Source organism: Komagataeibacter xylinus (assembly GCF_031081985.1).
In the GTDB taxonomy this organism is placed as follows: domain Bacteria; phylum Pseudomonadota; class Alphaproteobacteria; order Acetobacterales; family Acetobacteraceae; genus Komagataeibacter; species Komagataeibacter xylinus_E.
In genome coordinates this window covers 118384-136417 of record NZ_JARWSK010000005.1, presented here as the reverse complement: position 1 = coordinate 136417, position 18034 = coordinate 118384, and the positions used below count along the sequence as shown (strand labels likewise).

Annotated in this window: 15 protein-coding genes; 7 read left to right on the top strand and 8 right to left on the bottom strand. The window is 62.4% G+C overall.

The features are described from left to right. Positions 1 to 8: 8 nt before the first annotated feature. Entirely contained in the window at positions 9 to 968 is a 960-nt protein-coding gene (locus QEG70_RS10980) for a helix-turn-helix domain-containing protein (RefSeq protein WP_308720695.1), read from the bottom strand. Positions 969 to 1182: 214 nt separating this feature from the next. Here QEG70_RS10980 and QEG70_RS10975 point away from each other — a divergent pair, with 214 nt between their 5' ends. The 6 genes from QEG70_RS10975 (at position 1183) to QEG70_RS10950 (ending at position 8751) form a co-directional block, all read left to right on the top strand. Further along, the gene (locus tag QEG70_RS10975; protein WP_308720694.1) at positions 1183 to 2148 is read left to right on the top strand and encodes a thiamine pyrophosphate-dependent dehydrogenase E1 component subunit alpha; all 966 of its coding nucleotides are present in this window, start codon (positions 1183 to 1185) and stop codon (positions 2146 to 2148) included. 30 nt (positions 2149 to 2178) lie between these two features. Then, positions 2179 to 3207 carry an alpha-ketoacid dehydrogenase subunit beta gene (locus tag QEG70_RS10970; RefSeq protein ID WP_308720693.1) on the top strand — a complete coding sequence of 343 codons (1029 nt, stop codon included), beginning with the start codon at positions 2179 to 2181 and terminating at the stop codon, positions 3205 to 3207. Between the two features lies 1 nt (position 3208). Then, on the top strand, positions 3209 to 4351 hold the full coding sequence (locus tag QEG70_RS10965) for an acetoin dehydrogenase dihydrolipoyllysine-residue acetyltransferase subunit (protein WP_308720692.1): 1143 nt from the start codon (positions 3209 to 3211) through the stop codon (positions 4349 to 4351). 271 nt (positions 4352 to 4622) lie between these two features. Further along, the gene (gene xylB / locus QEG70_RS10960) at positions 4623 to 6092 is read left to right on the top strand and encodes a xylulokinase (protein WP_308720691.1); all 1470 of its coding nucleotides are present in this window, start codon (positions 4623 to 4625) and stop codon (positions 6090 to 6092) included. Between the two features lie 97 nt (positions 6093 to 6189). Next, a complete protein-coding gene (locus tag QEG70_RS10955) occupies positions 6190 to 7326 on the top strand; it encodes an L-dopachrome tautomerase-related protein (protein ID WP_308720690.1) in 1137 nt (378 codons plus the stop codon). Between the two features lie 57 nt (positions 7327 to 7383). Next, on the top strand, positions 7384 to 8751 hold the full coding sequence (locus QEG70_RS10950; RefSeq protein ID WP_308720689.1) for a sugar porter family MFS transporter: 1368 nt from the start codon (positions 7384 to 7386) through the stop codon (positions 8749 to 8751). 69 nt (positions 8752 to 8820) lie between these two features. Here the strand turns inward: QEG70_RS10950 and QEG70_RS10945 are convergent, their stop codons facing one another. Continuing rightward, a complete protein-coding gene (locus tag QEG70_RS10945) occupies positions 8821 to 10203 on the bottom strand; it encodes an FAD/NAD(P)-binding protein (RefSeq protein WP_308720688.1) in 1383 nt (460 codons plus the stop codon). Between the two features lie 44 nt (positions 10204 to 10247). After that, the gene (locus QEG70_RS10940; protein ID WP_308720687.1) at positions 10248 to 11405 is read right to left on the bottom strand and encodes a DegT/DnrJ/EryC1/StrS family aminotransferase; all 1158 of its coding nucleotides are present in this window, start codon (positions 11403 to 11405) and stop codon (positions 10248 to 10250) included. Between the two features lie 331 nt (positions 11406 to 11736). Between QEG70_RS10940 and QEG70_RS10935 the strand changes: the two genes are divergently transcribed. Then, a complete protein-coding gene (locus QEG70_RS10935) occupies positions 11737 to 12648 on the top strand; it encodes a hypothetical protein (RefSeq protein WP_308720686.1) in 912 nt (303 codons plus the stop codon). 184 nt (positions 12649 to 12832) lie between these two features. Here QEG70_RS10935 and rfbD read toward each other — a convergent pair whose 3' ends face one another. From rfbD to QEG70_RS10910, 5 genes are read right to left on the bottom strand one after another with little or no spacing between them, the layout of a single operon-like run. Beyond that, positions 12833 to 13720: a dTDP-4-dehydrorhamnose reductase gene (rfbD, locus tag QEG70_RS10930; RefSeq protein ID WP_308720854.1), complete on the bottom strand. Its 888-nt coding sequence runs from the start codon at positions 13718 to 13720 to the stop codon at positions 12833 to 12835. Positions 13721 to 13767: 47 nt separating this feature from the next. Next, the gene (gene rfbC / locus QEG70_RS10925; RefSeq protein ID WP_308720685.1) at positions 13768 to 14325 is read right to left on the bottom strand and encodes a dTDP-4-dehydrorhamnose 3,5-epimerase; all 558 of its coding nucleotides are present in this window, start codon (positions 14323 to 14325) and stop codon (positions 13768 to 13770) included. Positions 14326 to 14369: 44 nt separating this feature from the next. Further along, complete coding sequence (locus QEG70_RS10920; protein WP_374762591.1) at positions 14370 to 15392, bottom strand: glycoside hydrolase family 5 protein; 1023 nt, start codon at positions 15390 to 15392, stop codon at positions 14370 to 14372. Then, positions 15389 to 16747: a polysaccharide polymerase gene (locus QEG70_RS10915; protein WP_308720683.1), complete on the bottom strand. Its 1359-nt coding sequence runs from the start codon at positions 16745 to 16747 to the stop codon at positions 15389 to 15391. The genes QEG70_RS10920 and QEG70_RS10915 overlap by 4 nt, the downstream gene beginning before the upstream one ends. Further along, positions 16731 to 17906 carry an acyltransferase family protein gene (locus QEG70_RS10910; protein WP_308720682.1) on the bottom strand — a complete coding sequence of 392 codons (1176 nt, stop codon included), beginning with the start codon at positions 17904 to 17906 and terminating at the stop codon, positions 16731 to 16733. The genes QEG70_RS10915 and QEG70_RS10910 overlap by 17 nt, the downstream gene beginning before the upstream one ends. Positions 17907 to 18034: the final 128 nt, after the last annotated feature.

The window sequence follows — 18034 nt, the reverse complement described above, 5'->3', positions numbered from 1 at the left end:
AGGACCGCTCAGGGCCGCATGGTCGCCCGCGTGCCATCAAGGGCGCGCAGCTTGCGGTGCAGGGTCGAGCGGCTGATACCCAGCATCCTTGCCGCCACGGCCACCTTGCCCCCCGCGCTGGCAAGGGTGGTGCGGATGGCCATGGCCTGGGCCTCGCGCAGGGGCGAGTGCTGCGCGGTCTCCTCCATCAGGCACAGGCTGACATCGCCCGCAGGCGGCAGGCCCATCTGCACGCGCGCGGCATGGGTCGCACCCACCACATGCCGCTCGCGGTTGAGCGCCATCATGGGCACGGAGGCCGATGCCCCCTGCGGTGGCCCGAGCAGCATGATGGTATGGCCACGATACAGGTCCATGAAGAAAGCCTGCTCGATCTGGCGCGCGGCCTGCAGCAGGCCTGAGGCGATGAGCGCGCCAAGGCTGCCATCGGGCGAGGGGCGGTAGGAACTGGCATTGAGCGCGCCCGCCATGCGCCCCGTCGCGTCATAGACCGGCGTTGCAATGCCGGTCAGCCCGTGCAGGAAACTGCGCCAGTGTTCATTGCGGTGCACGCTGATGCTGCGCTGTTCGGCAAGGCAGGTGCCAATGCCGTTGGTGCCTGCATGCCGCTCGTGCCATACGGCGCCGGGCCACAGGTTCCACCGGCGGCAGCCACGTTGCAGCGTGCCCGCCACGTTATGCGCCAGCACCACCCCATCCGTATCAGCCAGCAGGGCGGTATAGCCTACGGGTTCAAGCGCATGGTGTAGCCGCTCCATTTCCGGCCCCGCAAAATACAGCATGCGGCCTGCGTGCTGGCAGGCATGGCGCAGTTCCGTGCCGGACAGCACATCGGGCAATGCGGGCGTGCCGGGGTCGAGCGCGTAGTCATGTCGGCAGCGCCGCCATGAGGCTTCAAGCCCTGTTCCGATTGCGGAAAGGGCAGGCCGTGCAGGGAAGGCGGGCGGAAAACCGGAACCATGCAGCATGCTGTCTCTTTGCCATGTGGGGAGGGGTGGCGGCTAAACACGCGGCCACATGGCGCGGTTTCGCGACACTTCGTACCACCGCCGTCACATGGGCGTGAAGCACCGGGGCTGCATGCTTGCGCATGGGGCGGGCTTGCGTGTGTGCTGCCCCCAGCCCGGTTGCATGCCGCATGGCATGCGCGACGGGACCAGGGAAGAAACAGGGAAAAGACCCATGCAAATAGCGCGTGAAACGCTGCTGCGCTCGTATCGGGCGATGCGGACCATCCGGATGTTTGAAGAGCGTCTGCATGTCGAATTTGCAACCGGCGAGATACCAGGCTTCGTGCATCTGTATTGCGGCGAGGAAGCCTCCGCCGTGGGCGTGTGCGCCAACCTGACCGATAACGACACCATTGCCAGCACCCATCGCGGCCACGGCCACTGCATTGCCAAGGGCGTGGAAGTGGCGGGCATGATGGCCGAGATCTATGGCCGCAGCACCGGCGTGTGCCGGGGCAAGGGCGGGTCGATGCATATTGCCGATCTGGCCTGCGGCATGCTGGGCGCAAATGGCATCGTGGGTGGTGGTCCGCCACTGATCTGTGGCGCCGCGCTCTCGCACAAGACCCTGCGTGATGGCGGGGTGGCGGTGGCGTTCTATGGCGATGGCGCCTCGAATGAAGGCACCACGCTTGAAAGCCTCAACCTCGCCTCCGTCTGGCAGCTTCCCGCCGTGTTCGTGGTGGAAGACAATGGTTATGGCGAGGCCACGGCCGCCTCCTTCGCCTGTGCGGGCACCCAGAAGGCACGCGCCGCAGGGTTTGGCATGCCGTATATCGAATGTGATGGCTCGGACTACTTCGCCGTGCACGAGGCGGCGGGCGAGGCCATAGCCCATGCCCGCGCGGGCAAGGGGCCGGTCATGCTGCATGTGCACCTGCAGCGCTGGTATGGCCATTTTGAAGGCGATGCCATGACCTATCGCGCGCCCAATGAAGTGGCCGAGGCCCGGCGTGACCATGACTGCCTCAAGCTGTTCCGCGAGCGCGTAACGCAGGCGGGCCTGTTCGAGGACAGCGTGCTCGATGAGGTCGATGCGGCCGTAACCGACGAGATCGAGGCCGCCGTGATGCAGGCCAAGGATGACCCGCTGCCCCAGTCAGCCGACCTGCTGGCTGATGTGTATGTGCGTTACTGACCCCACCCCACGGCAGGAAGGAGACAACCCATGAGCAAGAAAAGCTTCCGGCAGGCGATCAATGAGGCCCTGCGCCAGGAAATGCGCCGTGACCCCACCGTCATCCTGATGGGCGAGGACGTGGCGGGCGGCCGTGGCGGCTCGGCTGGCACGCAAGATGCCTGGGGCGGCGTGCTTGGCGTGACCAAGGGACTGTATGAGGAGTTTGGCGAGACCCGTGTGCTCGACACCCCCATTACCGAGGCCTCCTATATCGGTGCTGCCGCAGGGGCCGCCGTAACCGGCCTGCGCCCGGTGGCGGAACTGATGTTTGTCGATTTCGTCGGCTGCTGCCTTGACCAGATCATGAACCAGGCCGCCAAGTTCCGTTACATGTTTGGCGGCAAGGCGCGCACGCCGCTGGTCATCCGGGCGATGTACGGCGCGGGCTTCAACGCCGCAGCCCAGCACAGCCAGGCGCTGTATCCGCTGTTTACGCATATTCCGGGGCTGAAGGTGGTTATCCCGTCATCCCCCTACGAGGCCAAGGGCCTGCTCATTTCAGCCATACGCGATGATGATCCCGTCATCTTCCTTGAAAACAAGGTGATGTATGATGTTGAGGAAGACGTGCCCGATGAGCCTTACGCCATCCCCTTTGGCGAGGCCAACCTGACGCGCGAGGGCGATGACGTGACCATCGTGGCCTTTGGCCGCATGGTGGGCATGGCCAACGAGGCCGCCGACCGGCTGGCCAAAAAGGGCATAGGCTGCACGGTCATCGACCCGCGCACCACATCGCCGCTCGATAGCGAGACCATACTGGACTGCGTGGCCGATACCGGCAGACTGGTCATTGTTGATGAATCCAGCCCGCGCTGCAACATGGCCACCGATATTGCGGCCCTGGTGGCGGAGGAGGCGTTCGACAGCCTGCGCGCGCCCATCCGCCGCGTGGTGCCGCCCCACACGCCGGTGCCCTTCGCCACCGTGCTGGAAACGCTGTACATGCCCAGCGTTGAAAAGATCGAGGCCGCCGTCACCGCGACCATGAACCACCGCGTAACGGAGAAAGTGTGACATGACCCCCGACATCACCCCCATCACCATGCCCAAATTCGGCCTCGCCATGACGGAGGGCAAGATTGCGGGCTGGCTGGTCGAGCCCGGCACGCAGGTCACGGCTGGCGAGGAACTCGTCGATATCGAGACCAGCAAGATCACCAACACCTTCGAAAGTCCGGTCGCAGGCCTGTTGCGCCGCCATGTGGCCGCCAATGGCGAGATGCTGCCCGTGGGCGCGCTGATCGGCATTGTGGCCGATGCGGCGGTGGCGGATACGGATATCGATGCCTTCATCACCCGCTTCCAGGCCGATTTTGCCGCCGCATCCGATCAGCCTGACGGGGCGGAGGCTGCCGATGAACCGGTGATGATGCAGGTGGGCGCGCACAGCCTGCGCGTGCATGACCGGGGGGCGGGCGACGGCACGCCGCTTGTGCTCATTCATGGCTTTGGTGGCGACCTCAAGAACTGGATGCTCAATCACGCGGCCCTCGCGCACGGGCGGCGCGTCATTGCATTCGACCTGCCGGGGCACGGTGGCTCGTCAAAGGATGTGGGGCCGGGCACGCTGGCGTTCTTTGCCGATGTCACGGCGCAACTGCTGGCGCATCTCGATCTTTCGCGCGTGCATGTGATGGGCCATTCGCTGGGTGGCGGCATTGCGCTGACACTGGCGCGCACCCGGCCCGCGCTTGTGGCGTCACTGACCCTTATCGCCCCTGCCGGGCTGGGGCCGCAGATCAACATGGATTTCATCAACGGCTTCATCGAGGCCGACCGCGTGCGCGGCCTGCAGGACGTGCTGAAATACCTCGTGCATGACAAATCACTGATCGGGCGGCGCATGGCGGATGACGTGCTGCGCTACAAGCGGCTGGATGGGGCTGAGGCTGCCCTGCGCCAGGTGGCGGAAGCGTGTTTTCCCGGTGGAAAGCAGGGCGATGACCTGCGCCCCGTGCTGGCGGGCGCGGATGTACCGGTGACCCTGATCTGGGGGCAGGCGGATGAAATCCTCCCAGTCGTGCAGGCTGATGGCCTGCCGGGCAGCGTGACCCGCCACCTCCTGCCTGCCATCGGGCACATGCCACAGCTTGAAAGTGCAACGGCCGTCAATGAAGTTGTGGGAGCCTTTATCGGGCATGAGGTGGCTACGGCGTAATGCCTGTATTGGCAACAACCACGCCGCCTTTAAAAAAGGCGGCACCCGGAAACTTTTATTTTATCGGGGAACCATCGACACTTTGTAAAACATCAAACCCAGAACATTCATTTTCAGCAGGAATCGTCTCTCCTGCCGCATTGCAGTCACTATAAGGTGTCCAGCCGGTGCTTGCCACAAGGCAGCCGGTATGTATTGAGTAAAGTCCTGAACAAGCAGAAAACAGCAATGCCACGACTGCAATGCCAGTTGTGGTGCGGGAATAACAATAATGTTTGTCGGACTGGATCTGGGTACATCATCTCTCAAGGCCGTGCTGGTCGATGACCGGCAGCAGGTCGTGGCCAGCCACGCCCACCCCCTGCGCGTAACATCCCCCCGGCCGGGCTGGAGCGAGCAGGCCCCGCAGGACTGGTGGGAGGCCCTGCTGCTCACCATGGATGCGCTGGCGGCGGCAAACCCGCGCGAGATGGCGCAGGTGGCGGGCATTGGCCTGTCGGGGCAACAGCATGGCGCGGTGCTGCTGGGCGCTGATGGCGGCGTGCTGCGGCCGTGCATTTTATGGAATGACCTGCGCAGCGTTGCGCAATGCGCCGAATTCGAGCGCCGCTTTCCCTACAGCCGGCAGGTGTGTGGCAATATCGCCATGCCCGGCTTTACCGCGCCCAAGCTGATCTGGGTGGCGGAACATGAGCCCGAAGTGTTTGCCGCCACCCGCCATGTGCTGCTGCCCAAGGCCTGGCTACGCTACCGCATGACCGGCGAGATGATCGATGACATGTCGGATGCCGCCGGTTCGCTGTGGCTCGATGTTGGCGGGCGCTGCTGGTCGGATGCGGCGCTGGCGGCTACCGGCCTGGGCCGTGACGCCATGCCGGAGGTGGTCGAGGGCACGGCGCGGGCGGGCGTGCTCCATGCCGATCTGGCCCGGCGCTGGGGCATGAAGGGCCGCCCCGTGCTGGCAGGCGGCGCGGGTGATAACGCCGCCGGTGCCGTGGGGCTGGGGGCAGTGCAGGGGGGATCATCCTTCCTGTCGCTGGGCACGTCGGGTGTGGTGTGGGTGACGACCGATCGCTTCCGTCCGCACCCGCAGGGCGGCATCCATGCCTTCTGCCATGCCGTGCCTGCTACGTGGCACCAGATGGGGGTCACCCTTTCCGCCGCGTCCTCGCTGGCGTGGTGGGCGCGCGTGACCGGCATGACGGAAAGTGCTTTGCTGGCCGAACTGCCACCCGAGATCACGCGGCCTTCGCCGGTCATGTTCCTGCCCTACCTTTCGGGCGAGCGCACGCTGCATAATGACGGGCAGATCCGTGGCGGGTTTGCCGGGCTGTCAGATGCCACCACGCGGGCGGACATGACGCAGGCCGTGCTTGAAGGCGTTGCCTTCTCGTTTCGTGACGTGGTCGATGCGCTGGCCGATGCGGGGTCCATGCTGCACGATGCGGATGTGATTGGCGGTGGCTCCCACAGTCGCCTGTGGGTCTCGATCCTTGCCAATGTTACCGGGCTTGCGCTGCACCGCCTGGCGCATGGGGCGCAGGGCGGGGCCTTTGGCGCGGCGCGTCTGGCCCGAATCGCTGTAACGGCTGAGGCGGTGAGCGCGGTATGCCAGCCGCAGCAGCGTGAAGAGACGCTCGTGCCCGATGCGGGCATGGCCGACGCCTATGCAGTTCCACTGGCTCGCTACCGTGCGCTCTATCCCGCCCTGCGTGGGGCGATGACGGCCCCGGTCATCTGATGGTACAGGCGGGGCAGGGTGTGGAAAAAGATGGTTATGGCCCTATGGCGATCATGTTACGCATGTCGGGCAAGAATAAGGAAATGGATAAAGTTTGATGAAAACACGCCTATTCTCCCGTCTTTTCCACCACTATGCCTGCGGGGCCGCGCTGCTGGCCCTTCTCGCCCCCCTTGACGCCCATGCCAAAGACAGCGTGGACCATGGTGCGGCGCCAAGCGGCAACATAACCGTGGTGGCCCGGTTTGCCGACATGCAGCCTTCCGGCATTGCCGCCCTGCCCGATGGGCGGCTGGTCATTGCCTTCCCCCGCAGTGCCGCCGACCACAAGGGGCCGCGCCTTGGCCAACTGGTCAAGGGCAAGGCCATTCCTTTCCCCGATGAGGCGACACAGGCGCGTTTCATTTCCCCCCTTGGCATGACGGTGGATACAGCAGGCCACCTGTGGATCGTGGATGAAGGCACCGTGGCCGGGCAGGCAGCCCCCGCCACCCCGGCGCTGATCGGGCTGGACCCCAGGAGCGGCCAGATCATTGCCACCATCGCGCTCGGCCCGGACACCGGCGCCACGCGCACGGACAGCCACGTCAATGACGTGCGCGTGGACCTGACGCATGGCGAGAAGGGCACCGCGTTCATCAGCGATACCTCGCAGATGGATCACCCGGCCATCATCGTGGTCGATATTGCCACCGGCCATGCCCGTCGCGTGCTTGAAAACGCGCCCTCCGTCAGTGCCGAGCAGGGCTTTGCCATGGAACTCGACGGCAAAATGCTGCGTTATGACATGGCGCATCCGGCCATGGGGCAGGGCGGCATTGACGGCGTGACGCTGAGTGCTGATTCCAGCACGCTCTACTGGCAGCCTCTGTCCAGCCGCAGGCTGTACAGCGCGCCCACCGCGCTGCTGGCCAATCCCGCCACCAAGCCCGCGCAGCTTGAACACGCCGTGCGCGATGAAGGGGAGGACGCCGTGGTGGATGGCATGGCCACGGGGCCGGACAATTCCCTCTACCTGACCGATATCGAACGCCACGCCGTGCTGCGCCGCCTGCCTGACGGGCAGCTTTCGGTTGTGGCTCATGACCCGCGCCTGATCGCGCCTGATGGCCTGACCATCAAGGATAACGCGCTGTGGCTGACCGTGGGCCAGTGGGGCCGGCTGCCCGTGTTCCATGATGGGCACGACATGGAAGAGCGCCCCTGGCTGGTGGTGAAGATACCGATGCAATAAACCCCGGGCGCACCGTCGCCCCGCCCTGACCCGGCGCAGTTGAAAGAACGCATAATAATGGCGCATCACAGTCAAACGGTTACCGGTTCCGGCATTGTCAACCTGATTGCAGGCGTGGCCGCGACCGGCGGCCTTCTGTTCGGGTATGACACGGGCATCATTTCCGCCGCCCTGCTCCAGATCACCCCGGACTTTGCCCTGGGCACGCTGGGGCAGCAGGTGGTGACCTCGGCCATTGTGGCCGGGGCGCTGGCGGGCTGCCTGATGGCGGCCCCCCTGTCGGACCGGCTGGGGCGGCGCTACATGATCATGTTCGCCGCCCTTGTCTTTATTGTCGGCACGCTGGTGGCGTCGTTTGCGCCAGGCGTGGGCGTGCTGGTCGCGGCGCGTTTCATCCTGGGGCTGGCCGTTGGCATGTGCTCGCAGATCGTGCCGGTCTATATCGCGGAAATTGCCCCGCGTGAAAAACGCGGCCAGATGGTGGTACTGTTCCAGTTGGCTGTTGTGACCGGTATCCTTGTCTCGTTTATTGTGGGCTATGTGTTCCGTGCGCAGTCATGGCGGCTCATGTTCGGGCTTGGCATCATTCCGGCGGTCATTCTGTTTGGCGGCATGTCGCTCCTGCCACGCAGCCCGCGCTGGCTGGCCATGAAAGGCAAGCTGGAAAGTGCGTTCGATGTGCTGCAACGCCTGCGGCGTGACCCGGTGGCCGCGCGCGCGGAACTCGATGCCATCGTGGCCATGCATGATGAGCAGGCCCCTTGGTCTGCCCTGCTGCAGCCCTGGGTGCGGCCTGCGGTCGTGGCATCCGTGGGTGTGGCGCTGTTCTGCCAGATTACCGGCATCAACGCGGTGCTGTATTACGCGCCCACCATCTTTGCAGGCGTGGGGTTTGGCGAGGGTTCGGCGCTGCTGACCTCGATTGCCATTGGCGTGGCCATGGTCATTTCCACCGCCTTCGGCAGTTGGGCGGTCGATGCATGGGGGCGGCGCAGGCTGCTGCTGCGGCTTGTGCCCGGTGCGGCCATATCGCTCATGGTGCTTGGCGCGATGTTTGCGCAGGGCGCAACGCATGGAATCAATACATGGATCACGGCGGCTGCGGTGGTCTGTTACGCCATATTCAATGTGGGCAGCCTGTCGGTTGCGATCTGGCTGGTGGGTGCCGAGGTCTATCCGCTCTCATGCCGCAGCAAGGGCATGAGCCTTGTGGCTGCAACCCACTGGACGGCGGATCTGCTGATCTCGCTCACCACGCTTTCCTTGGTGCAGGCGCTTGGGGCGGCGGGCACGTTCTGGATGTATGCGGGGCTGAACGTGCTGGCCTTTGTGTTCATCTGGCGTTACGTGCCCGAGACCCGGGGGCGCTCGCTTGAGGAAATCGAGACCGCGCTCAAGGCAGGTGCCTTCGACCGGCTGCGCTGAACCTGAAGGAAGGCAGTTTCTGAATGTCGCCTTTCTTTTGAAAGGCGACATCTTTTGAAGCCTCAATTTTCAAAGATGCACATGCCCACGCGCGAGGTCGAACGGGCGTGCAGGAATGGGCGATGAACGCGCACCGGCCGAGAAGGGCAGGATGTGCGTCAGTATCCGCTCGCCAATGGCGTTTTGCCACAGCCACAGGCTGTTGACCTGCCCGCGGAAGCTGGCCTCCCCCCCCATGGCCCCCGATGGCCTGAAGCCCGAGGCCAGGCCAATGCCAAACAGGCCGGGAATTTCATGGCCTGCCTGATCGAGAACGCCACAGTTCGGCCCGGTCAGGGCACCGTGGGGCTCATCTGCCTCAAGGGCGACAGGCTGGCCATTGATGTCGCGCACGCACACGCGGCGCGGGCTATAGCCAAGACAGGCGATGATGGCATCGGAGTGATCGAGAATGTGCTGTATGCGCGCTGCATTGTCCGGTGTCATTTGCTGCGCGTGCAGGCGTGGCTCGGGTGTGGCGCCTGCAATGCCGAGCAGGCGCATGGCCAGGGTGCGTGAATCATAACGCAGGCCACCAAAGCGATGCACGAACTGGCTGACCGGGCAGATGTCACCCTCGTTGAAATCGGCATAGCCGTCGGCTTTTGCTTCCTCCGCCGTGCGGTAGAACAGCTTTAGCCGGGACTGGTGCAGAAGTGTGAGGTGCCCCGGCGCGATGCGCTCGCCCATGTCGCGCAAGATGACATTGGCTGATGACAGGGCGCTGCTGGCGCCGCCGATAATGGTGATCCTGGGTTTTTCGCATCCCGCCAGCATGGCGCGCAGCGTGTGCATGCCCTCAGGCGCCAGCAGGGCATCGGATTGCACGATACGCCCTTTGTAACGTGGCAGCAGGGGGCGGCCGGCCACGTTCTCGGTATACAGGCGCGCCTGGGGCTGGCAGGCCCCAAGGGCGAGCACCACCTTGCCTGCAACAATCTGCTGGCTGTGTGCCCCGCGGGTTGTGGCAAGATCGGCCAGCCAGCCGCCATCTTCCTGCCGGGTCAGGGTTTCAAGCCGCCAGCCGGTGAGCAGGCGGGAGGCGGGATGGGCTGCGATGAGCTCGGTCAGCACATGGCCCACCACATCAAGAAAATCCGCCACGATGCGCAACGGCAGGGGCTGCCTGCCCTGGCTGCGGATCATTTCCACCAGCGGGTGATGGGTCAGGCGGGCAAGTTCCGGCACGGGGTTGGCTGTAATCGCATCGACAAAGGTTTCGGCAGCACTGTCGGAATTGATGACGTAGCGCCCGAGCATGCCGGAGCCGATCGTGCTGCCCTGTTCAACCAGGGTCACGCCTGCATCAAGGAGGTGGGGCAACTGGCCGATGCGTGAGGCCGCGAGCAGGATGGCGATGCCCGCGGGGCCGCCGCCAGCAATGAGGATGGGCGTTGTCGCGTGGGTGGACATGAGGCATGGGTCCGTTTTCCGTGGTTGGAGGGAACGACGGGGGCTCAGGCTATCTGGGCATGGCAGGCGGCCCTGAATTCGCGGCACACGTAATGCACCATTTCAGGGGTCATTTCGTGCCATAGCGGCAGCGACACGATGGATGAGGCCAGGGCTTCAGTCGCACTCAGGTCACCCGCCACGCTATTGGCGGCGAAATAGCTCTGTTCATGCAGATGGGGCGAAAAATAGGTGGAGGTGCCAATGCGCTTTTGCTTCATGCGCTCCAGTATCGCGCGGCGGTGAGGCGCATAATGCGCGGGCAGGCGCACCGGCAGGAACTGATAGGCCGTGCGCGTGCCGCGCTGGCGCTGGAACGTGAATTCGGGCAGCAGGTCGTAATACAGTCGTTCTATGCTGCATTTTTTCTCGACCACGGCATCAAGCTGCTCCAGCCCCGACAGGGCCAGCAGCGCACCGATTTCAGGCAGTTTGGAATTGAGGCCCGGCATGGTGGCATGGCGGACCTGGCCAAAACCGAAATTGCCCATGGCCCGCAGGGCATCGATCATCTCGGGGTTGTTGGCGTAGATGAAACCGCCTTCGCCAATCCCCATTGTTTTTGTTGCGTGTAACGAACAGATAATGGCATGCGGCGAACCCTGGCCAAAGCCACGGCCCTGCCCGTCGCGCGCGCCAAGTGAGGCTGCGGCATCGATCACGACGGGAATGCCGGTGCGCCTTTCGAGTTCCGTATAGTATGTCATGTCAGCTGCATTGCCGAAGGTGGCGTAGGGAAATATTGCAGCAATCTGGTTTTTGTACTGTTGCAGCAGCGCCTGTTCCGCATCATGCGATGCCATCCAGTCATCAGGGTCGATATCACACAAAAGCGGCACGAAGCCTGCCCACAGCACGGCATGCGCTGCCGCGGCAAATGTGAAGGATGGCATGATGATATAGCGCTGCCGCTCAGGGTTGGTGTGGCGTGTTGCGTATTTGAGCGCCATCATGAGGCCGATGGTGGCGTTGCATACCGTCACGCACTGGCCCACGCCACCGAACATCTGCTCGACGAGGCGTTTTTCGAACTTCTGGTTGATCGGGCCATAATTGGTATAGATGCCCGAGTTTTCCAGGGCGATGACGCTCTCGGATAACTGGCTGATCTTCGGAATGTTGGAACGGATGAACGATATTTCCGGGAGCGACATTTCTGTCATTTTTTACATTCCGATTCACTGAATTCGGGGAGTAGTGCAAGTATTGACCTGATTGCAGCGCCCGGATGCCATATGCCCTCAGAGCGCCTGTAAAATCACATAACATGTACGTTTTTAACGCGCACAGAGGCATATCGTTTACCACACGTTTAAGTGATCGTATGTGCCGCTGAAGTATACGATAAGTGAAAAAGAAAATAAAAATTCATGCACCGAAAAAAAATGACCAGTTTTTTTTGCCTATAGGATATATTCACAAAAAACGGGAAAACCAAAATATCTTTCGGTCAATTTAGGTCATAATGCCAATGAATCAGGGAACGTGACCGACATGGATGCTGCACGAACATGTGCTATTGTACTGAAAACCTATGCGTGGGACAGTTTCGTGCAGCGCCAGTTGCAGCGCCTGCAGGCCACATTTCCCGATACGGACATCTTCATTTCCATTGATGAGACAAACGGCTTTGCAGGCAATATTCCCCACCCCAACGTATTGCGCACCTGCAATGCCGATATGGTGGAAGCAGGGTTTGCCAACCGTTTTGAAAAAGGCAGCCTGCTATGGTGGAATGCCGACTACACTCATTATCAGGTCCAGGCCTGCATTCCCGATTATGCGTATTACCTGTTTGTTGAATATGACGCCTGCATTGGCGGCAACGGTAACCGCCTGCTCGCTGACATGATTGCCGATGGGGCCGATTTCGTGGCCCACCCCATTACGGCTGACCTGTCATGGTACTGGACGGCGTTTCATACCGGCATCTATCCCGATGGGCAGTTGCGCGCTTCGCTTAACTGCATTTCCTTTTTTTCCAGCCGCGCACTCGTGCATCTGGCAGCCCGGCGGCGCGCCATGTCGGCGCCGGGGGCAGGGATCAAATTCTGGCCGCTTGGCGAGGCCTTCGTGGCATCGGAAATAGAAAAGGCCGGATTTAATTTCGTGCCGCTTGGCCGGTATGGCGATGTCTCGCGCTATACGTGGTTCCCGCCCATTCTCGAGGCCGATCTGGTTCTGCCTGCAGGCGGGCATACGTTCTTGCACCCGGTTCTGGACCAGAAGCGCTATGTCGCCAGCCTGCTGCGGCAGACGCATTTCGTGCGGCATTATTTCATGCCCGGTAGCCATTTGCGGCGCGAACTCAGGCGCTTTCCCGGTGTGGTTTCACGCAGGCAACTTTACCGCGCAGCCTTCACGCGCGCGGTCCAGAGGTTGCATATAGCCCGTGGTGGCCTGTAGTATTTACTGAAAATACAAGAAGTTTCCGGGTTTCGCCTTTTTTAAAGGCGACGTTTTCCAAAATACTGTTTAAAAAGTGAGTTCAGTAAGTATCCGGCAATCATAAGGAAGTTTTTGGCGAAGCTTTTTTCAGAAAGCTTCGAAGAACGCCGCCTTTTTGAAAAAAAGGCGGCATCCAAAACACTTATCCCTGTTGTTCCTGCTTCATGATCTCGCCTACAACCCGGTCCACCTCTGGGGCCCACGGGCCGGGGGCGCAGCCAAAGACCTGCCTGATGCGCGTGCAGTCCAGTCTTGCATCGGGCGGCCTGCGGGCTGGTGTGGGCCAGTCTGCCGTCGTGATCGGCTCGATCTCGGGCAGGGGGTTGCCATGGCGGGCGGCGGCCGTAATGGCGGCGCGGGCCAGTTCGTACCAGCTTGTTGAGCCTTCGCCCACGGCATGGAAAATACCGGCGTATTCGTCTTTCCAGCCGTTTTCCTCAATGCGGGCGATGATCCTGAAAATGACATCGGCCAACTGGTCGGCGCTGGTGGGGTTGCCGATCTGGTCGCTCACCACGCGCAGAACCGGGCGCTGGGCGGCAGCATTGACCATGGTGCGCACGAAATTGCGGTTATAGGGTGAATAGACCCACGCCGTGCGCAGGATGATGCTGCCGGGATGGGCCGCGAGCACGGCCTGCTCGCCTTCCGCCTTGGTGCGGCCATAGACCGAGCGCGGATCAACCGGGTCGGTCTCGACATAGGGGCTGCCCTTGTCGCCGCTGAAAACGTAGTCGGTCGAGATGTGGATGAAGGGAATGCCCCGTTCATGGCACAGGGCGGCCAGATGGGCGGGGCCGGTATTGTTGGCGCGTTCGGCTTCAGCCTCGTGGGTTTCGGCGGCGTCAACGGCGGTCCAGGCGGCGGCGTTGACAACAATGGAGGGGGCAGCCGCGCGGAAGGCGGCATCAATCGTGTCAGGCCGTTCAAAATCAAAACCGGGGCGGCCCGCCCGTTTTACATTGCCTTGAGCGGCAAGGGCGCTGGCAAGCTGGCCGCTACCACCGGTGACCAGGATCGATTTGAGCATCGTGAGCATGTACTTCTTACGGGAGGAAAAGGGCAGGCGAGGGGCGTTCAGGCCTGAAACCAGTCATCGACGTTGGAAAACGATTCTGCCGCTGCATCCTTGGCAGACAGGATGGCGGCGCCGGGAGCCACCGGCCATTCGATGTTGAGCAGCGGGTCATCCCACCGCACGGAGCGTTCGCATTCGCGGTTCCACAGGTCGGTGCATTTGTACTGCACTTCGGCATTTTCGCTCAGCGTGCAGAAGCCGTGCAGGAAGCCGGGCGGAATCCAGAACTGTGAACCATTTTCCTCCGACAGGGTCACCCCCACCCACTGGCCAAAGGTGGGCGAACCGGTGCGGATGTCTACGCCTACATCCCAGATGCTGCCACGCGTGCAGCGCACCAGCTTGCCCTGTGCATGCGGCGGCAACTGGCAGTGCAGCCCGCGCACCACCCCGCGCTGGCGCGACAGGCTGTGATTATCCTGCACGAATGCATCGGTAATGCCGATTTCCTTCATGCGGGCGGCATTGAAGGTTTCGGAAAAATAACCGCGCTCATCGCCAAAGCGTGGCGGGGTGATCAGCATCAGGCCCGCGATGTTGAAGGTCTTTATATCCATGAAAAGGCTCCTGAAATTCCGGTTATGGCCGTTGCAATAAATGGTCAGTGCGTGCCGCCCGCAAGAAAGGGCCTGATGGCTGTCATCTGCGGGCGGTCGGCACCATGGTCGGGCTCAAGGGTAAACATATAGTTGCCCCACAGCGGACCAGCCGCCCAGTAGGTCCATCCGGCCCATATATCGGCGTTGTCGCGCAGGTGCGACAGGACAGGATCGAGCAGCTTCACGCATTCGGGCTGGCGGCTGACCCCGAACTCACCCAGAAAGCCGCGGGCATGGTTGGCGTGCAGCCAGTCGGTAAATCCGCGCAGGCGCTCAACCGCCTTGTCAGCGGTGATGCAGTCCGGCTTCGTGCCGGATGCATCGGTATCGAAATACTCATGCACTTCATAAAGCAGCTTGTTATCGGGGTCATGAAGCTGGCTCAGGGCCGGGCCGTTGAGCTTGGCAAAGCTGTGCGCGCCATCCCAGCCAATGCCAGGCACCAGAATCAGGTTGTGGCCGCCTGCCTTGCGTATGGCGTCAATCGCGGCCTGCACGGCGTCTTTCCAGGCATTGGCATCACGCTGCTGCGGCTCGTTCATCAGGCCAAACAGCACATGCGTGTTGTTGCCAAAAGCCTGTGCCAGCCGCGCCCACAGATCGGCGAAGGCAGCGTCCGGCACCTCGGGTGAGCCTACTTCCTGCCCCCGGTAGCGCCCGTAATTGTGGATGTCGAGCACGGTTGAGGCATTGTGAGCCTGCGCATAGGCAATGAACTGGCTGACGCGCTGGAGTTCCTTTTCATCAAGCGGGCCGCTCAGCGCAGGTTGCAGCCGCTCCCACAGCACGGACAGGCGGAACGTGTTCATGCCTGCCTGCGTGAAGTAATCGACCTCGGCCGGTTTGGGGTAGAGATAGTCATACCCGTAGCGCCCCGGCAGCTTGTTGGAGGAATAGGCCGCCCCCGCAAGGTTCACGCCCCGATAGGTCTGGGCCGTTGCAGGGGAGGCCATTGCAAGCCCGACCCCCGCGACGCAGCCCATGACCCATGCCTGCCTGCGGAAAAAAGAGGGGAAAGCTGTCATGTCACATGCTCCGCTGAAGGGGAGAATCGGTTGAAGCGAAAGGTTTTCAGGCGCTCGGGCACCTGGCGCACCGTATCGGCCATGGGGGCTACGCTGTTGGTCGTGCCGTACAGGAACCACAGCAGCGCTGCCGTCTTGATGGTGAAAACCGAGGCCCCGATGCACAGCGAGGTCGAGAAATAGAGCGAAATCATCGCCTTCATCGACACGGCCGCCTCGGTGCGGGCAGGGTGCATGGTGAACAGCGCCAGCAGGAACAGGGTCAGCGGCAGGCCAAGGTTGTTGATGATGTAGGCATAGCCCGTATCCGCCGTATAGACCTGCGAGGGGGCCAGCGCGAACCATTGCGGCAGGTTCCAGTAATCAAGCAGTCGACCCGAAAACAGCAGGCGGCCCGAGAAGTTGTCGCCGATGATGGAGGGCAGGATGCCCGGCATCTCGTGGTTGGCGCCCTGAATCATCAGGCCGAGCATCACCGCCACAGGCATGGCGAACACCACGAAGCGCGAGCGGTAAAGGGGTGTGAGCCGCAACAGCACCATCGCCACCGTGCAGCCCGAGGCAAAGCGGGAATCCGCCAGCACGAAGCACAGGGCGGAGAGGAAGAACAGGCACGCATGGCGCAGCCGCGAGCCGAGATGGGTGCTCAGGCACCACGCAAACCCGATGGCCGAGAAATTGCCCAGTGAATCCGGCTCGAGGAAGATGGAGGACACGCGATGCGAGCCGAATATGGACTGGAAGAACGTGCGCGAGGCCGCAGCCCCGCGATTGCCGCTGATGAAGAGGTTGGTGTTGCTGTAATTGACCGTGGTGCTGGCGATGACGCCCTTGTTCACGTAATAGGTCCAGACATCGAACACCATGCCGAACAGGTTGGTGAACATCAGCTCGAAAAAACCGATGACCAGGATGATCGCCATCATTACCCAGATCGTCCGCTCGCCCGAACGTAGGGTGGAGCGCGTGCCAAGCTGGTAGAAGACATAGGCAATGGCCAGGTCATGCAGGATCTTCATGTCCAGGCCAGGATTGATGAGCTTCGCGCCAACCTCGAAACATACCATCACCCCGGTTATGCGCACGACGGCGGGCGAGATGGTGTTGCGCACTTCAAGGAAGGCGAGAAAAATGATGAACAGCTCGCACAGCACGATTTCCGAATTATGCACGGTGATGACATGCCGGGTGTTGATGAAGCACAGCGCCAGGTTGAACACCGCCCCCGCCACCACCAGCCATGATATGCCATCGGCCCGCGACAGGGCGGGCGCGTGCGCACCGACGCGGGGCGCTACCGGGAAGGCAGGCGCGCTGGCAGGCAGGAAAGAAAAGGTATCAGATCCTTGAGGCATGGGTATCCGCATCCTGCGTGGAGGGGAGGGGGCGGGCGGGTGCGACATCAAGCATGGCGCGGCCCAGCCTGCGCCCGATATTGTGCAGCGGCAGTTCAAGCACGCGGTAGGTCAGCCCGGCCAGCGCCGTGGTCAGCACGGCGGTCACGACACCCAGCGTAAACTGGGTCAGCGACGGATGGGCCAGCAGCGTGGCGGTGCCCATGCGGTCGCCCACGATCGTGAACACGATCAGCATGATGGGCAGGTGCATGAGATAGATGCCATAGGACAGTTCCCCCACTACGATGACCGGTTTGCTGAGCAGGATGCGGTACTGCCGCCCCGATGCATACAGGTCGCGGATCACGACAAAGGCGGCCAGGGTCTCGATCATGTCGGCAATGCGCTCGGGCAGGTGCAGGCCCGCCAGCGCATAGCGGTCGTATAGCAGCACCACGAGGGCCGCCAGCGCATACCATCCGTGGTGCCTGCCCAGCGTGCCCGGCAGCAGCGGGATCAGCGCGCCAAGGCCAAACGACAGGGCAAACACCGTGCCCACCTCATGCGGCACCGGCAGTGCTGCGATGGCGGCCAGCGCCAGCAGCGTCACCACCCGCGCCGTGCGCCCACGCATCAGCACGAACAGGAGCGGAAACACGACCGAGTACATGAGCTCGACCCGCAGCGACCACATCGGGCCGTTATAGCGGGTGAACACGCCTGCAAGCGAGGCGATGGTGTTGCGCATCGACACCGGCGTGTGCAGGTTGCGTGAAAGCCAGCCCACGAACACGCCATCAGACACCAGCCCGCGCGCCACCACCATGCTCAGCACGGCAAGCCCGATGGAAAACCACAGCAGCGGATAGATGCGGAAAATGCGCTTGATGTAGAAGCTGCCCACGATGCGCGGCGTCATATGCGCGTATTTGCGCAGCGACAGCGAGAGCACGCACCCGCTGAGCACGAAAAACAGCACCACCGCCGCCTCCGCATTGAAGGCGTAGGTAATGAGGTCATGCACGCCACCCTGCACCGGCGTGCGCTGCGGGTTGTGGTAACGGAAGACCTGTATGGCATGGCCAAACAGCACCACAAGGCAGGCGACGCCGCGCAGGGAGGTCAACTGGTGCAGGTAATGTCGTTCCGTTCCTGAAGTTTCTGTCACAGACGACATTGTCGGTTCCCCCGGTGCATGCGCGGCATGGTGTGATCAAGGCAATACAGTGATTCTGCTATGGCGGGCACAGCGTATCAGAATATAAATGTAGAAAACACAAGAAATATCCCTACACAATTCTTTGT

Coding starts and splice junctions, on each gene's coding strand:
- QEG70_RS10940 (WP_308720687.1), bottom strand. CDS start 11,405: ATGACAGAAATGTCGCTCCCGGAAATATCGTTCATCCGTTCCAACATT.
- xylB (WP_308720691.1), top strand. CDS start 4,623: ATGTTTGTCGGACTGGATCTGGGTACATCATCTCTCAAGGCCGTGCTG.
- rfbC (WP_308720685.1), bottom strand. CDS start 14,325: ATGGATATAAAGACCTTCAACATCGCGGGCCTGATGCTGATCACCCCG.
- rfbD (WP_308720854.1), bottom strand. CDS start 13,720: ATGCTCAAATCGATCCTGGTCACCGGTGGTAGCGGCCAGCTTGCCAGC.
- QEG70_RS10955 (WP_308720690.1), top strand. CDS start 6,190: ATGAAAACACGCCTATTCTCCCGTCTTTTCCACCACTATGCCTGCGGG.
- QEG70_RS10920 (WP_374762591.1), bottom strand. CDS start 15,392: ATGACAGCTTTCCCCTCTTTTTTCCGCAGGCAGGCATGGGTCATGGGC.
- QEG70_RS10980 (WP_308720695.1), bottom strand. CDS start 968: ATGCTGCATGGTTCCGGTTTTCCGCCCGCCTTCCCTGCACGGCCTGCC.
- QEG70_RS10945 (WP_308720688.1), bottom strand. CDS start 10,203: ATGTCCACCCACGCGACAACGCCCATCCTCATTGCTGGCGGCGGCCCC.
- QEG70_RS10950 (WP_308720689.1), top strand. CDS start 7,384: ATGGCGCATCACAGTCAAACGGTTACCGGTTCCGGCATTGTCAACCTG.
- QEG70_RS10915 (WP_308720683.1), bottom strand. CDS start 16,747: ATGCCTCAAGGATCTGATACCTTTTCTTTCCTGCCTGCCAGCGCGCCT.
- QEG70_RS10935 (WP_308720686.1), top strand. CDS start 11,737: ATGGATGCTGCACGAACATGTGCTATTGTACTGAAAACCTATGCGTGG.
- QEG70_RS10965 (WP_308720692.1), top strand. CDS start 3,209: ATGACCCCCGACATCACCCCCATCACCATGCCCAAATTCGGCCTCGCC.
- QEG70_RS10910 (WP_308720682.1), bottom strand. CDS start 17,906: ATGTCGTCTGTGACAGAAACTTCAGGAACGGAACGACATTACCTGCAC.
- QEG70_RS10970 (WP_308720693.1), top strand. CDS start 2,179: ATGAGCAAGAAAAGCTTCCGGCAGGCGATCAATGAGGCCCTGCGCCAG.
- QEG70_RS10975 (WP_308720694.1), top strand. CDS start 1,183: ATGCAAATAGCGCGTGAAACGCTGCTGCGCTCGTATCGGGCGATGCGG.